A 15,379-nucleotide genomic window follows, 5' to 3' on the forward strand; every position below is an offset into this window, starting at 1 on the left:
CGGCGCAGCGCTAGGAAATGTTGATCACCAGCGCGGTGATGTTGTCGGGTCCACCCGCATCCCTGGCCGCCGCGATCAGCGCCGCACAGGCATACCCCGGATCGGGGTTGGCATCCAGAATGTCGCCCATGGAGACCTCGCTCACGACGCCGTGCAGGCCGTCGCTGCACAACAGAATCCGGTCACCGGAACGCAGCTCCACCGCGCCGCCGTCGGCGTGCGCCGGCGGCTGCATGCCCATGTACTTGGTCACGATGCTGCGGGCACGATGCCGGCCGGTGTCCGCAGCGTCGACGGCGTGCGCGTCGACCAGCGCTTGCACCAGCGTGTGGTCGCGGGTCAGCCGCCGCAGCTGCCCGTCGCGGCGCAGGTAGGCGCGGCTGTCGCCGAGGTGGGCGACCAGCGCCCGCGGGCCGGCGATGACGACCGTCACCAGGGTGCTGTTGGCCCCCGCGAACCGGGCATCCTTCTGCGCCTTGGCATACAGATCGTCGGAGAGCTCGGAGACGGCGCGAGCCAGCCGTTCGGCCGCGTCCGGGTAGTCGCGCTGCTCGGGCGGGAGATGGTGGGCGACATATTGCGGCAGGATGTCGACCATCGTCTGGGCGGCCAGCGCACCGTCTCTGCTGCCGCCTACGCCGTCGGCCACCATGAACAGATACTGATCGTCATCGGTACCCCAGCGGTCCTGATTGTCCGATCGGTGACAGCCGACGTCGGTTAGCGCCGAATACTCCAGGGGGGACATGGTCTAAGCATGCAGCCGCGCGACGACCTCGTCACGCACCGCGGACCGGCGGGCCTTGCCCGCGTCGTCGCGCAGCGGACTGTCGACGAACTCCACAGTGCGCGGCACCTTGTAGGCGGCCAGCCGTGACCGCACGAGTTCCTGCACGCCGGCCTCGTCGAGCGCGGCTCCGGCGACCGTGTGGACCAGGGCGTACGGCACCTGACCCAGGTCCTCGTCCGGTACGCCCACCACCAGACACGAGAGCACATCGCGGTGTGCCGACAAGGCGTTCTCGATCTCGGCCGGGTACACGTTGCGGCCGCCGACGGTGAACATGTCCACCCGACGGTCCGACAGGTACAGGAACCCGTCGGCGTCGAACCAGCCCAGGTCGCCCAGCGAGTCCCAGCCGTCGCGGCTCTTGGCGGTGGCGCCGATGTAGCGGTAGGTCGGGTCGCTGCCGGGGGCGGGCCGCATGTAGATCTCCCCCTCCACGCCGGGTGGGCACGGGTTGCCGTCGTCGTCGAGCACCTTCATCTCCCCGGTGACCACCTGGCCCACCGAACCGGGATGCGCCAGCCACTGCGTCCCGGAGATGAAAGTCATGGCCTGCAACTCGGTGCCGCCGTAGAGCTCCCAGATCACGTCGGGCCCCAACAGGTCGATCCAGGCCCGCTTGACCGCCGGCGGGCACGGCGCACCCACGTGCCACAACCGCCGGATCGACGACAGGTCATAGGAGTTCGGGTCGGCGTGGTAGACGGGCAGCAGGCGCTGCATGATCGTCGGCACCAAGATGAGGAAGCTGACACGATGCTCGGTCACCAGCCGCAGAAACTCGGGCGCGTCGAACCTGGGCATCAGCACCAGGTGATGTCCCATCAGCAAGGCGATGGTGGCGGTGGTGAAGCCGGTGTTGTGGCTCAACGGCACGGGTAGCAACGTGGTGTCGCCGTCCTGCGCGCCCATCACATATCCCATCGCCGCCGGGACGCGGCTGTCGCCGCCGGCCTCGATGAGCTTGGGGCGTCCGGTGCTGCCGCCGGAAGCCAACGACTTCCACGACGGCGACACCGCCTCGGGCAGCGCCGCATCCGACACCGTCTCCGCCGGCGTGAACCCGCTTGGCACACTGGGGATCCCCGGGCTGGACCGGCCGACCAGCAGGGCGCGGGGACGCAGCGCCAGCAGACCTTCGAACTCCGCGTCCGGCAGTCGCGGCGACAGCGGCTGCGGCACCGCGCCCAGCTTCCAGCACGCCAGCACCGCCTGCGCCCACTCGATGGAGTTGGGCAGCACGATGCTGACGTAGCTGCCGGTGCTCACGCCGTGCTCGGCGTAGGCGTGAGCCAATCTGTTGGTGGACCGGTCGAGCTCACCGCGGGTGAGCGTGCGCCCGTCACAGGTGAGGGCGGGTGCGCGGGGATCGGACTGTGCCAGCGCCGAGAGCTGGGAGGCGATCGTGGGCACCGGCCCGGTCACTCGTAGCCGCCCTGCCGTTCGAAGATGCGGCGCGGGTTGTCGACGAGCATGGTGTGCAGTTGCTCGTCGGTCACCCCGCGCTCTTTCAGCGCGGGGATCACGTCGTTGTGGATGTGCAGGTAATGCCAGTTCGGTAACACCTGCGGCACGACTTCTTCGGGCAGCGCGTCGAAATAACAGTTGGCGTCGTGCGACAGCACCATCTTGTCGGCATGACCGCGTTCGCACATCTGGGCCACGATGTTCACCCGGTCCTCGAACGGTGAGATCAAGTCCAAGCCGAATCGGTCCATGCCTAGATAGGAACCCGAGGCGATCAGTTCTTCCAGGTAGCCGATATCGGTGCTGTCGCCGGAATGCCCGATGACGACCCGGCTCAGGTCGACGCCTTCTTCTTCGAAGATCCGTTGCTGATCCAGGCCGCGGCGCAGCCCGGCGTGGGTGTGGGTGGAGATCGGGACGCCGGTGCGTTTGTGCGCTTGGGCCACCGCCCGCAGCACCCGCTCGACGCCGGGGGTGAGGCCGGGTTCGTCGGTGGCGCACTTGAGGATGCCGGCCTTGACGCCGGTGTCGGCGATGCCTTGCTCGATGTCGCGCACGAACATGTCGACCATGACCTCGGGACCGTTCAATATGGTGCCCGGGCCGTTGTAGTGGAAGTGAAACGGCACGTCGTTGTAGGTGTAAATCCCGGTCGCCACAACGATATTCAGGTCGGTTTGGGCGGCGACCCGGGCGATGCGGGGAATGTAGCGACCCAGCCCGATCACGGTCAGATCCACGATGCTGTCCACGCCGCGGGACTTCAGCTCGTTGAGCCGCGCGACCGCGTCAGCCACCCGCTTCTCTTCGTCACCCCAGGCTTCGGGATAGTTCTGGATGATTTCGGTGGTCATGATGAACACGTGCTCGTGCATGAGCGTGACGCCGAGATTTGCGGTATCGATGGGCCCGCGTGCGGTATTGAGTTCTGACACGCCACCGATGCTAAGTCGCTGCGGCGGTTCGCCGACAGTGCAAATTTTGAGCTGACGTGAACGGGGTCACGTACGCTCAGCTCGTCCTCGATCCGCACGCCCCGGGAGCCACCCTCATGCTGCTCAACCCCAACCGCCTGCAACGCAAGTACCCGGACGGCCGGTCGGGCGAGATCATGGCGTCGACGGTGGAGTTCTTCGAGTCCCGCGGCAAGGCGCGACTCAAGCACGACGACCACGAGCGGGCGTGGTACTCGGAGTTTCTCGACCACGTCGCCCGCGAGCGGATCTTCGCTTCCCTGCTGACCCCGGCCCAGTACGGTGCGGACGACTGCCGCTGGGACACCTACCGGATCAGCGAGTTCGCCGAGATCATCGGCTTCTATGGGCTGAGCTACTGGTACCCGTTCCAGGTGACGGCGCTGGGTCTGGGTCCGATCTGGATGAGCGGCAACGAGGACGCCAAACGCAAGGCCGCCGCGCAGCTCGAGGCCGGAGAGGTGTTCGCGTTCGGCCTGTCCGAGCAGACGCACGGCGCCGACGTCTACCAGACCGACCTCATCCTCACCCCGTCGGAAAACGGCGGCTGGACCGCGAACGGCGAAAAGTACTACATCGGCAACGCCAACGTCGCGCGCATGGTCTCGACCTTCGGCAAGATCGCCGGCACGTCAGGAGACCCGGAGTATGTCTTCTTCGCCGCCGATTCCCAGCACGAGCGGTTCGAGGTGATCAAGAACGTGGTCAACTCGCAGAACTTCGTCGCCAACTACGCGTTGCACGACTACCCGGTCACCGAAGCCGACATCCTGCACCGCGGTCCCGAGGCCTTCCACGCCGCCCTCAACACGGTCAACGTCTGCAAGTACAACCTGGGCTGGGGCGCGATCGGCATGTGCACCCACGCCCTGTACGAGTCGATCACCCACGCCTCCAACCGCATCCTGTACGGCAACCTCGTCACCGACTTCAGCCATGTCCGGCGCCTGCTCACCGACGCCTACGCGCGGCTGGTCGCCATGCGACTGGTGGCCACCCGCGCCTGCGACTACATGCGCAGCGCTTCGGCGCAGGACCGCCGCTATCTGCTCTACAGCCCGTTGACCAAGGCCAAGATCACCAGCGAGGGCGAGCGCGTCATCACCGCCCTGTGGGATGTGATCGCCGCCAAGGGCGTGGAGAAAGACACCTTCTTCGAGACGGTGGCCCGCGAGATCGGGCTGCTGCCCCGCCTGGAAGGCACCGTGCACATCAACATCGGGCTGCTCGGCAAGTTCATGCCGAACTACTTGTTCGCCCCGGACGCCGCGCTGCCACTCATCGGGCGCCGCGACGACGCCGCCGACGACACCTTCCTGTTCCAGCAGGGCCCGACCGGCGGTCTGGGCAAGGTGCGGTTCCACGACTGGCGCGCGCCGTTCGACAGCTACGGCCACCTGCCCAACGTCGCGCTGCTACGCGAGCAGATCGACGTACTCACCGAAATGCTGGCCACCGCGACCCCGGACGCCGCGCAACAGAAGGACATCGACTTCGCCTTCGGCGTCGGGCAACTGTTCGCGACCGTGCCCTATGCCCAACTCATCCTCGAAGAAGCGCCGCTGTCCGGGGTCGACGAGGCGCTGCTCGACGAGATGTTCGCTGTGCTCATCCGCGACTTCAACACCTTCGCCGTCGAACTCAGCGACAAGGCCGCCACCACCGACGAGCAGGCCCGCCACGCGTTGCGGATGATCCGCCGCCCGGCCCATGACCCGGCCCGCTACGACCAGATCTGGAAAGACCACGTGCTGCCCCTCAACGGCGCCTACCAGATGCGGCCGTAGCAGGCCCGGCGCGCCCTCCCGCACCGGTCTAACCTTGACTGTGAGGCCGGTCACAGTACTATGACCAGTGGTCATCGGAGCGAGGGAGGCCGCATTGCCGACGGTGACTTGGGCACGGCTGGATCCCGCCCGCCGGGCCGCGATCGTGGAAGCCGCCGAAGCCGAGTTCGGCGCGCACGGATTCTCCCAAGGCAGCCTCAACGTCATCGCCCGCCGGGCCGGCGTCGCCAAAGGCAGTCTGTTCCAGTACTTCGCGGACAAGCGGGACTTCTACGCCTACATCACCGACATCGCCAGCTTGCGGATCCGCGCCTACGTCGAGGACATCATCCGTGCCCTGGACCCCAGCCGGCCCTTCTTCGAGTTCCTCACCGACCTGCTCGACGCCTGGGTCGCCTATTACGCCGAGCATCCCCGGGAACGAGCCCTGCACGCAGCGGTGACGCTGGAGGTCGACACCGAGGCACGCATCAGTGTGCGCAGCGTCAGCCACCGGCACTACCTGGAGGTACTCCGGCCGCTGGTGCGCGACGCCCTGGCCCGCGGTGACCTGCGTCCGGACTCCGATACCGACGTGCTGCTGTCGCTGCTGCTGTTGATCTTTCCGCACCTGGCGCTGGCCCCGTACATGCGCGGGCTGGACCCCATCCTGGGCCTGGACGAGCCGACACCCGAACAACCGGCCCTGGCGGTACGCCGGTTGGTCGCCGTGCTGTCGGCCGCCTTCTCGCCCTGCGCCGACCCGGCCCTCACCCCAGCCCACACACGATCTGAGGAGGTCACATGACACGCACATGCTCGGGCTCGCTTGCCCGGGGCGGGCTGAATTGGAACAGCCTGCCGATGAAACTTTTCGCCGGCGGCAACGCCAAGTTCTGGGATCCGGCCGACATCGACTTCTCCCGCGACCGGGCCGACTGGGAGTCGCTCACCGACGTCGAACGCGATTACGCCACCCGGTTGTGCGCCCAGTTCATCGCCGGTGAGGAAGCGGTCACCGAGGACATCCAGCCGTTCATGGCCGCCATGCGCGCCGAAGGACGACTCGGCGACGAGATGTATCTGACGCAGTTCGCGTTCGAGGAGGCCAAGCACACCCAGGTATTCCGGATGTGGCTGGACGCCGTCGGCATGACTGACGACCTGCATGGGTACCTCGAGGAGCTGCCCGCCTACCGGCAGATGTTCTACGACGTGCTGCCAGACAGCCTCGAGGCGTTGGCCAGTGACCCGTCGCCGGCCGCGCAGGTGCGAGCGTCGGTGACCTACAACCACATCGTGGAAGGAATGCTGGCGCTGACCGGCTACTACGCCTGGCACAAGATCTGCATCGACCGGGGCATCCTGCCCGGCATGCAGCAACTGGTGCGCCACATCAGCGACGACGAGCGGCGCCACATGGCATGGGGCACCTTCACCTGCCGGCGCCACGTCGCCGCCGACGACGCCAACTGGACGGTGTTCGAGACCCGGATGAACGAGCTCATCCCGCTGGCGCTGCAACTCACCGAGGATGGCTTCGCCCTCTACGGCGACCCGATGCCGTTCGACCTCTCCAAGGACGAGTTCATGCAGTACTCCGCCGATAAAGGGATGCGGCGCTTCGGCACCATCAGCAGCGCTCGCGGCCGACCGCTGGAGGAGATCGACCTCGACTACTCCCCGCTGCAGTTGGAGGACACCTTCGCCGACGAGGACCAGAAGGTTCTCGCCGCCTCGGCGTAACTCCGCGTACCTGCGCAAGCCGGCCGAAAGGTGGCGCACAGTGGCTGTGCGGCGTGGGGCCGCCTGAATAGCGTCGGGGGAGCACCCGGGACGACCGAGGTAATCACCCCGCTGACGTGAAGGAACCCCACCATGACACGCACACGTTACGGCTCGCTCGGGATGGGCGGCCTCAACTGGGAAAGTCTGCCGCTGCGGCTGTTCGCCAAAGGCAACGCGAAGTTCTGGGATCCCGCGGAGATCGACCTCTCGCGGGATCGGGCGGACTGGGAGGCGCTGTCGGACCCAGAACGCGACTACGCCACCCGGTTGTGCGCCCAGTTCGTCGCCGGCGAGGAAGCGGTCACCGAGGACATCCAGCCGTTCCTGGCCGCCATGCGGGCCGAAGGCCGGCTGGGCGACGAGATGTACCTGACCCAGTTCGCCTTCGAGGAGGCCAAGCACACTCAGGTGTTCCGGATGTGGCTGGATGCGGTCGGCATGACCCAGGACCTGCATCACTACCTCGACGCGCTGCCGGCCTACCGGCAGATCTTCAACGAGGAGTTGCCATCCTCGCTCAACGCCTTGGTGGCCGACCCCTCACCGGCTGCCCAGGTGCGGGCGTCGGTGACCTACAACCACGTCGTGGAAGGAATGTTGGCGCTGACCGGCTATTACGCCTGGCACAAGATCTGTGTCGACCGCGGCATTCTGCCGGGCATGCGAGAGATCGTCCGACGCATCGGTGACGACGAGCGGCGCCACATGGCGTGGGGCACCTTCACCTGCCGGCGCCACGTCGCCGTCGACGACGCCAATTGGGCGGTGTTCGAGTCGCGGATGAACGAACTCATCCCGCTGGGACTGCGCGGCACCGATGAGAATTTCGCCCTGTACGGCGACCCGATGCCCTTCGACCTCTCCCTGGACGACTTCCAGAAGTACGCCGCGGACAAGGCTTCCCGCCGCTTCGGCACCATCAGCAGCGCGCGTGGGCGACCGCTGCAGGAGATCGACCTCGACTACTCCCCGCTGCAGCTGGAGGACGCCTTCGCCGACGAGGACCAAAAGGCCCTCGCCGCGTCTGCCTGAGTGGCGGTCACTCGACCTTCTTCTCGTCGGCGGTGTCGGGCTTGCCGATCCACACCGTCTTGACGTTGCAGAACTCGCGGATGCCCTGACCCGCGAGTTCGCGGCCGTAACCGGACCGCTTGACGCCACCGAACGGCAATTCGGGGTAGGACACCGTCATGCCGTTGATGAACACCTGCCCGGCCTCGATGTCGTCGATGAACCGCTGCTGCTCGGCCTCGTCGCTGGTCCAGGCGTTGGAGCCGAGCCCGAAGGTGGTGGCGTTGGCGATCTCGATGGCCTCGTCGATGTCCGCGGCCTTGTACACCGACGCGACGGGCCCGAACACCTCCTCGGTGTAGAGCGCCATGTCCTTGGTGATGTCGGTGACCACCGTCGGCGGGTAGAACCAGCCCGGCCGGTCGAGACGCTCGCCGCCGCAGCGCGCCACCGCACCGGCCGCCACGGCGTCCTCCACCTGCTTGGCGACCTCGTCGCGGCCCGATTCGGTGGCCAGCGGGCCGACGTCGACGTCGGGGTCGGTGGGGTCGCCGACCTTCAGCGCCTGAATCTTCTCGACGAACTTCTCCACAAACTCGTCGTAGATGTCGGCGTGCGCGATGAACCGCTTGGCCGCGATGCAGGACTGGCCGTTGTTCTGGGTGCGGGCGGTGACGGCGGTCTTGACCGCGGCGTCGAGATCGGCCGAGGGCATCACGATGAACGGGTCGCTGCCGCCGAGTTCGAGCACGCTGGGCTTGATCTCTTCACCGGCGATGGCGCCGACGGATTGTCCGGCCGGCTCGCTGCCGGTCAGCGTGGCCGCGGCGACGCGCTTGTCGCGCAGGATGGTCTCCACGGCGCTGGAGGGGACCAGCAGCGTCTGGAAACAGCCGTCCGGGAAGCCGCCGCGGGCGATGACGTCGGCCAGATACAGCGCGGTCTGCGGCACGTTGGACGCGTGCTTGAGGATGCCGACGTTGCCCGCCATCAGCGCCGGGGCGGCGAAGCGCACCGCCTGCCACAGCGGGAAGTTCCACGGCATCACGGCCAGCACCACGCCCAGCGGCTGGTAGCGCGCGTATGCCTGGGCGGCTTTGACCTTGCCGGCGTCCGCCGGCTCGTCGGCGAGCAGCTTCTCGGCGTTCTCGGCGTAGTAGCGAAAACCGCTGGCGGACTTGATCACCTCGGCCTTGGCGGAGGCCAACGTCTTACCCATCTCGAGGGTCATCAGGGCTGCGGTTTCGTCGGCCTCGGCCTCGAGGAGGTCGGCCGTGGCGTTGGCCCACTCGGCGCGCTGGGCATAGCTGGTGCGGCGATAGTCCTGGAAACGCTCGTAGGCGCGGGCGATCGCGTCCTGAACTTCCTGATCCGTCGCCGGCTTGAAGGTTTTGATGGTCTCGCCGGTGGCCGGGTTGATGGTGGCGATGGGCACGCTGGCCCTCCTTCATCTGCGTTCGTCGGGTACTAGTAAACCGTTTAACGTCCAGCCTGCCACTATCGTTGCCAAAGGGAGGTGGCGGATGAGTACAGCAGCGGAGCTGATGGTCAAGTGCCTGGAAAACGAGGGGGTGGCGGTCGTCTTCGGCCTGCCCGGTGAGGAGAACATCCGGTTCGTGACGGCGTTGGCCAAGTCCGACATCCGCTACGTGCTGACCCGCCACGAGCAGGCGGCGTCGTTCATGGCCGAGATGTACGGGCGCGTCACCGGGCGCGCGGCGGTGGTCTCGGCCACCCTGGGCCCGGGTGCGATCAACATGCAGCTCGGGGTCGCCGACGCCACCACCAACAGCACGCCGCTGGTCGCCATCTCCGCGCAGGTGGGCCAGGACCGCGAATACAAGGAATCCCACCAGTACGTCGACCTGGTGTCGATGTTCGCCCCGATCACCCGCTGGTCGGCCGGCGTCCCCACCAGCCGGGCACTGCCGGAGATGATCCGCAAGGCCTTCAAGGTCGCCGAAACCGAACGCCCCGCCGCGGTGTATCTGGCCGTACCGGAGCACGTGGACGCCGACGACGCCGATTACGACCTCAAGCCCTTGCCGCGCAATGTGGTCCGGCCCGACGCTCCAGCACCCGGCCAGGTGAGCCGTGCCGCCGAGATCCTGCGCAAGGCGCAGCGGCCGGTGGTCCTGGCCGGCCACGGCGCCGCTCGCAGCGGCGCGACCGATGCGCTGATCCGGTTCTCCGACAAGACCGGTGTTCGGGTGGCGAATTCGTTCCACGGCAAGGGCGTGATGCCTGACGACCACCCCAACAGCATCGGCACGCTCGGCTTCATGCGGCATGACTACGTCAACTTCGGGTTCGACAGTGCCGACGTCGTCATCGCGGTCGGTTACGAGTTGCAGGAGTTCGACCCGGTCCGGATCAACCCCAACGGCGACAAGAAGATCATCCATATCCATCGCTTCCCCGCCGAAGTGGACGCGCACTATTCGGTCGATGTGGGAATCATCGGCGACATCAGCGACTCGTTGAACGCACTGACCGACGAGCTGGCCGGTCACCGCTTCAAGGGCTACGAGGACGAACCCGGATCGGGCTTGTTGAACGAGGAATTCGCTCGAGGGCAAGAAGATTCGCGGTTTCCGCTGGCACCGCAGCGCGTGGTCGCCGATACCCGCGCCGCATTGGGGCGCGGGGACGTCGTGCTGGTGGACACCGGAGCCACCAAGATGTGGATGGCCCGGCTGTATCCGACCTACGAGCCGAACACCTGTCTGGTGTCGAATGGCTTGTCCACCATGGGCTTTTCCCTTCCCGGTGCGCTGGGAGTCAAGCTGGCGCGCCCGGACGCCAAGGTGTTGGCCGTGGTGGGTGACGGTGCGTTCATGATGAATTCCCAAGAGATCGAGACCGCCGTCCGGGAGAAGATTCCGCTGGTGGTGCTCATCTGGGAAGACGGTGGATACGGCCTGATCGAGTGGAAGATGGACCTCGAACTCGGCGAGCACCACTACGTTTCCTTCAGCAATCCCGACGTGGTGAGCTACGCGGAGAGCTTCGGCGCCAAGGGCTACCGGATCACCAGCGCCGACGAATTGCTGCCGACGCTGCAGAAGGCGCTCGACGACGATGGTGTGACGCTGATCGCATGTCCGGTCGACTATTCGGAGAATTTGCGGTTGACCGACCGGCTCGGTGAACTGGACGAGACGCTCTGACCGTTATCCATATGGTGCCCACAACGACGGTGGGCCGACGCCTTAGGAGCGACGTATGGATGTCAGCGGATATCTCGGACTGTTCGGCGAACCCGGTCGCGCGCTGACCGATGAGCAGTGGATCAAGCATGCCAATCACTACTTGACGCCCAACCTGTTCGCGCTGAACGCGGAGTATCTGACCGGCAGCCGCTCAGAGCAGTGGTTGCGCATGTCCTACCGCCCTGGCCCCGGGGCATTCAACTTCGCGCAGCTCAGCGGTGGCTCTATCGCCGAAATGTTGGATCAGACGGCCACCCACTGCGGGTCGCTGGTCACCGGACATCCGTGCCCGACGCTGAGCATCACGGTGAACATCCTGCGGGGCGGAACGACGAAAGCGTGTGGCCACGGGGCGGGTCCTGAAACTGACCAAGACGAACGCCGTGCTGGCCGCCGATCTCGACGACGACGCCGGGCGCCGAATCGCCACGATGAGCCTGGTTTCTCAGTTCGTCACCGATCTCACCAGGCTCGGTTGATCCACTCGCACCCCGCCGAATCCCGGTGATGGTTAGGTGTTCACCGTGGCTCAACTGCGGATCCGGGAGGCGGCCCAGCTGCTGGGCGTCAGCGATGACACCGTGCGGCGGTGGATCGATCAGGGCAGCCTGCCGGTCAGTACCGACGAATCCGGCCGCAAGGTCATCGCCGGCAGCGCCTTGGCCGAATTCGCCCGCAGTAACGCGGCGCGGCTGCCGGCGAACCCGCTGAAGGTACGCAGCTCGGCGCGCAACCGCTTCGTCGGCTTGGTCACCAAAGTCGTCATGGACCAGGTGATGGCCCACGTCGAGATGCAGTGCGGACCGTTCACGGTGGTATCGCTGATGAGCGCCGAGGCCGCGCGCGAGCTGAAGCTGGAGGCCGGCAGCATCGCGGTGGCCGTCGTCAAGGCGACCAACGTCATCATCGACACCCCCGCCGAGCCTGGCTAGCATTCCGCAGGTATTCGCGCTCTGCGGGATAAAGTTCCGCATCTGCCACTGATATGGGCGTATTCTTCCGCACATGACGCTACGAGTCGTTCCCGAAGGGTTGGCGGCGACGAGCGCGGCGGTCGAGGCGATCGCGGCCCGGCTGGCCGCCGCGCACCTCGCCGCGGCCCCGGTGATCTCGGCGGTGGTGCCGCCGGCGGCCGACCCGGTATCGATCGAGTCGGCTTTGGACTTCAGCACTTATGGCAGCCAGCATCAGGCCGTGGTGAGTCGCGGGGTGGAGGTGCTGGCTCGAGCGGGCACCGGCGTCGCGCGGGCGGGCGCCAGCTATGCCGTCGGCGACGCGGCGGCCGCATCGACCTACCTGGGTGACTGACGATGCTGGCACCGGTGTGGATGGCGTTTCCGCCGGAAGTGCACTCGGCGTTGCTGAGCACCGGTCCAGGGCCCGGGCCACTGCTGGCCGCCGCCCAGACCTGGACGGGGTTGAGCGCCGAGTATCAGTCCGCGGCCGGCGAACTGTCCGCGGTGTTGGCTGAGTCGCAGCAGGTTTGGCAAGGCGCGAGCGCCGCGACATATCTGGCCGCGCACGAACCCTACCTCGCGTGGTTGGACCTGGCCGGCACGGTCAGCGCCGAAGCGGCAGCCGCCCACGAGGCGGTGGCCGGGGCGTACAGCGCTGCGCTGGCGGCCATGCCCACCCTGGCGGAACTGGCCGCCAATCACGCCGTCCACGCGGCGTTGGTCGCCACGAACTTCTTCGGGATCAACACCGTCCCCATCGCGGTCAACGAGGCCGATTATGCGCGCATGTGGGCCCAGGCGGCGGCGACGATGAGCACCTACCAAGCCGCCACCGAAGCACCGCGGGCAGCGGCCGGCGGCGGGGGAGGGGGAGGCGGCGGCGGTGGTGGCGCCGGCGGCGGCGAGGGCGGCGGGGGCGGCGGCGGGGGAGGCGGGGGCTTCCAGCTGCCGACGCCGGCGGAGATCTGGGCGATGATCTTCGGACCCGACGGTGAGCAGATTCCCGGTCAGGGACAAGGGAACTGGAATCCGCTGGAGTACCTGCAGAACATCTCCAGCTTCCTCAACGGCAACACCCAAGCGCTGACTTACCTGCAGACCAACATTCCGAAGGTCCTGACCAACCCATCGCAGTTACCCGCCCTGCTGTCCTATTTCGTCGCCTGGCAGACCTTCCGCGCCGTCAACTGGACCCTGCGCACACTGCGGTTCCTGGTGCAGACCGCGCCGCTGCTGGTGCCCGCCATCATGAACCTGGCCGTCTCCTACCTGGGCGGGCTGGCCGGGTTGTCGGGCTTGGCCGGGCTGACACCGGCGGTCGCGTCGGCCCCGCTGGCCGCGCCGGTTCCGATCGCGGCCAAGCCCGACCTGCCCGCTGTCGCGGTCTTCGCCGCGCCCGCGTCGGCGCCGGCCCCGCTGGTGTCGCCGACTCCCCATGTCGCCCCGGCCGGCTCGGCGGCCCCAGCGGTTGCCACGCCGGCACCGCTGCCCGGTGTCGAGGGTCTGGGATGTCTGGTGGGCGGACCGGGTCCGGGCTTCGGGCCGACGTTGGGCGCTGGCATGCGCGCCGAAGAGCCCGCTCAGGGTCGCGCCGCGGTGGCGGCACCCGCATCCGAGGCAGCGCGTCGCGACGGGGCTCGGACCGCCAGGCGCCGGCGGAGGGTGATCGATCGCGGGTACCGGTATGAGTACCTGGCCGATGCCGGACCGGCCGTGCCCGACCGGCCATCCGAACAGGGCGCGGGCGCGATGGGTTTCGCCGGCACAGTGGCTGCGTGCGCGGCGCGGCCGACGGGTTTGGCCGCCATCGGCGGCGACGGGTTCGGCGGCGGTCCGGCGCTGCCCCTGCTGCCGGGTACCGGGCACGTGGACTGACGGACTTCTAGCTGGCCACCAATTGCCTCACTGCGGATAGTGACGCGTGGGCCCGGTGTGCGACGGCAGCGATATCGGCGGCACATACTCCCCGATGAGCGTGCGATGCCACCATGCGTGCTCGCGTCGCAGCTCGGTCGGCGTGGTGAACCGGTACCGGTACAGTTGCGCCCGTACGTGGCGCGGCGGCGAATCCGGAAACGGGTTGTGCCGCAACAACTTCAGTGTTGCCGCATCGTTGCTGAGCAGTCGCTGCAGAAACGGCCGCAGCCACGGCAGCGCGTAGCCGGGTGAGATCGCCGCAAACCACATCAACCAGTCCAGCCGCAGATGGTAGGGCGCGTATTGCCGGGGCAGTCGGCGCAGGTCACCTGGCTTGCCTTTGAATCCGTACTCCTGCCATACCGTCTCGTCGGTGATCAGCGCATCGTCGGTGCCTTCGATCACCACCTCCTCGCGGGTACGGCTGATGCTGCCGAACGCGCCGTACGTATTGGCCAGGTGAAAGGGGTTGAACGACATGTTCATTCGCTGCTGGGGTGACAACATGTTGCGCGCCGGCCAATAGCTCAACACCAGCATCGCGGCCGCGAATGTGCCCGTCAGCCCGACGAACCACACCGGCGGCGCCGGCGTCGCCGGCCGATCCGGCAGCGGCAGCAGCGCCCGCGCCGACGGGGCGTCGATCGCACTGAACGCCAACAGAATCGTCAGCCAATTCAGCCACGCGAAGTTGCCCGACAACACCAACCACAGCTGTGTGACGACGATGATGGCCGCCGCGATGCTCGCCACGGGCTGGGGAGCGAACAGCCCGAACGGAATCACCAATTGCGACACGTGATTGCCGGCCACTTCAATCCGGTGCAGCGGTTTGGGCAGGTGATGGAAGAACCAGCTCAGCGGCCCCGGCATCGGCTGGGTCTCGTGGTGGTAGTCCAGACAGGTCAGGTCCCGCCAGCACCGGTCACCGCGCATCTTGATCAAGCCGGCGCCGAACTCGACGCGAAACAACAGCCAACGGATCAGCAACAACGTCAAAAGCGGTGGGGCCGTTCGCGCATTGCCCAGGAAAGCCATCAAGATGCCGGATTCCAGGAGCAGCGATTCCCAGCCGAACGAGTACCAGACCTGGCCGACGTTGACGATCGAGAGATAGAGCACCCAGACCGTCAACCACCACAGCATCGCCGCCCACAACGGCACCCGGTCGCCGACACCGGCGACGATGGCCGCCGACAGCGCCGCCCCGACCCAGCTGACGCCGGCGAACAACCGGTCGGAGTAGCGGAAGTGAAAGATGCTCGGGGCGGCCCGAAACGACCGCGCGGCCACATACTGCGGTACCGGCAGCATGCCGTGCTCGCCGATGAGCGCGCGGAATTGCCGCGCGGCTGCGACGAAGGCCACCACATAGATCACCGCCGTGCCCCGCTCGAGCACCAGCCTGCCCAACCAGTATTCGGGTGCTGAAAACCAATTCATGGCCGCAACTCCTAGGCGGTGGCGTTCCCGCGACACTCCAGTCAACCAGCCGAACAAG

General features: G+C 67.1%; 14 protein-coding genes. 9 read left to right on the forward strand and 5 right to left on the reverse strand.

The genetic code is table 11. The annotated features are described in order from the left end of the window. Positions 1-10 precede the first annotated feature (10 nt). The 3 genes from I2456_RS02755 to I2456_RS02765 are packed head-to-tail and all read right to left on the reverse strand — an operon-like array spanning position 11 to position 3,189. Positions 11-748, reverse strand: a complete 738-nt coding sequence (locus I2456_RS02755; protein ID WP_085072502.1) for a PP2C family protein-serine/threonine phosphatase — start codon at positions 746-748, stop codon at positions 11-13. A 3-nt stretch (positions 749-751) separates the two neighbouring features. Continuing rightward, positions 752-2,212, reverse strand: a complete 1,461-nt coding sequence (locus tag I2456_RS02760) for an AMP-binding protein (RefSeq protein WP_085072501.1) — start codon at positions 2,210-2,212, stop codon at positions 752-754. Beyond that, on the reverse strand, positions 2,209-3,189 hold the full coding sequence (locus tag I2456_RS02765; RefSeq protein WP_085072500.1) for a phosphotriesterase family protein: 981 nt from the start codon (positions 3,187-3,189) through the stop codon (positions 2,209-2,211). Before I2456_RS02765 ends, I2456_RS02760 begins: the two co-directional genes overlap by 4 nt. A 116-nt stretch (positions 3,190-3,305) precedes the next feature. Between I2456_RS02765 and I2456_RS02770 the strand changes: the two genes are divergently transcribed. The 4 genes from I2456_RS02770 to I2456_RS02785 all read left to right on the forward strand — a co-directional run bounded on the left by I2456_RS02770 (position 3,306) and on the right by I2456_RS02785 (position 7,814). Next, complete coding sequence (locus I2456_RS02770; protein ID WP_085072561.1) at positions 3,306-5,015, forward strand: acyl-CoA dehydrogenase family protein; 1,710 nt, start codon at positions 3,306-3,308, stop codon at positions 5,013-5,015. A gap of 94 nt (positions 5,016-5,109) precedes the next feature. Further along, positions 5,110-5,802, forward strand: coding sequence for a TetR/AcrR family transcriptional regulator (locus I2456_RS02775; RefSeq protein WP_068024484.1), 693 nt, complete (start codon positions 5,110-5,112; stop codon positions 5,800-5,802). Continuing rightward, positions 5,799-6,740 (forward strand): R2-like ligand-binding oxidase, encoded by a 942-nt coding sequence (locus I2456_RS02780; RefSeq protein ID WP_068157562.1) that lies wholly within the window; start codon positions 5,799-5,801, stop codon positions 6,738-6,740. Before I2456_RS02775 ends, I2456_RS02780 begins: the two co-directional genes overlap by 4 nt. Positions 6,741-6,872: 132 nt before the next feature. Then, positions 6,873-7,814, forward strand: coding sequence for a R2-like ligand-binding oxidase (locus tag I2456_RS02785; RefSeq protein WP_085072499.1), 942 nt, complete (start codon positions 6,873-6,875; stop codon positions 7,812-7,814). Positions 7,815-7,821: 7 nt separating this feature from the next. On the opposite strand, the gene I2456_RS02790 is transcribed toward I2456_RS02785, so the two are convergent. Next, positions 7,822-9,228: an NADP-dependent succinic semialdehyde dehydrogenase gene (locus I2456_RS02790; protein WP_085072498.1), complete on the reverse strand. Its 1,407-nt coding sequence runs from the start codon at positions 9,226-9,228 to the stop codon at positions 7,822-7,824. An 88-nt stretch (positions 9,229-9,316) separates the two neighbouring features. Here I2456_RS02790 and I2456_RS02795 point away from each other — a divergent pair, with 88 nt between their 5' ends. The 5 genes from I2456_RS02795 to I2456_RS02815 all read left to right on the forward strand — a co-directional run bounded on the left by I2456_RS02795 (position 9,317) and on the right by I2456_RS02815 (position 13,836). Further along, positions 9,317-10,963, forward strand: coding sequence for an acetolactate synthase large subunit (locus tag I2456_RS02795; protein ID WP_085072497.1), 1,647 nt, complete (start codon positions 9,317-9,319; stop codon positions 10,961-10,963). 383 nt (positions 10,964-11,346) lie between these two features. Then, the gene (locus I2456_RS02800) at positions 11,347-11,484 is read left to right on the forward strand and encodes a hypothetical protein (RefSeq protein ID WP_163703792.1); all 138 of its coding nucleotides are present in this window, start codon (positions 11,347-11,349) and stop codon (positions 11,482-11,484) included. 45 nt (positions 11,485-11,529) lie between these two features. Further along, entirely contained in the window at positions 11,530-11,937 is a 408-nt protein-coding gene (locus I2456_RS02805) for a TOBE domain-containing protein (RefSeq protein ID WP_068024487.1), read from the forward strand. A gap of 73 nt (positions 11,938-12,010) precedes the next feature. Further along, a complete protein-coding gene (locus tag I2456_RS02810; RefSeq protein WP_085072495.1) occupies positions 12,011-12,313 on the forward strand; it encodes a PE family protein in 303 nt (100 codons plus the stop codon). A gap of 2 nt (positions 12,314-12,315) precedes the next feature. Beyond that, a complete protein-coding gene (locus I2456_RS02815; RefSeq protein WP_241007850.1) occupies positions 12,316-13,836 on the forward strand; it encodes a PPE domain-containing protein in 1,521 nt (506 codons plus the stop codon). Between the two features lie 27 nt (positions 13,837-13,863). Here the strand turns inward: I2456_RS02815 and I2456_RS02820 are convergent, their stop codons facing one another. Beyond that, complete coding sequence (locus tag I2456_RS02820; RefSeq protein ID WP_085075650.1) at positions 13,864-15,321, reverse strand: lipase maturation factor family protein; 1,458 nt, start codon at positions 15,319-15,321, stop codon at positions 13,864-13,866. Positions 15,322-15,379 lie beyond the last annotated feature (58 nt).

Origin of the sequence: Mycobacterium kubicae (assembly GCF_015689175.1) — a bacterium.
Classification (GTDB): domain Bacteria; phylum Actinomycetota; class Actinomycetes; order Mycobacteriales; family Mycobacteriaceae; genus Mycobacterium; species Mycobacterium kubicae.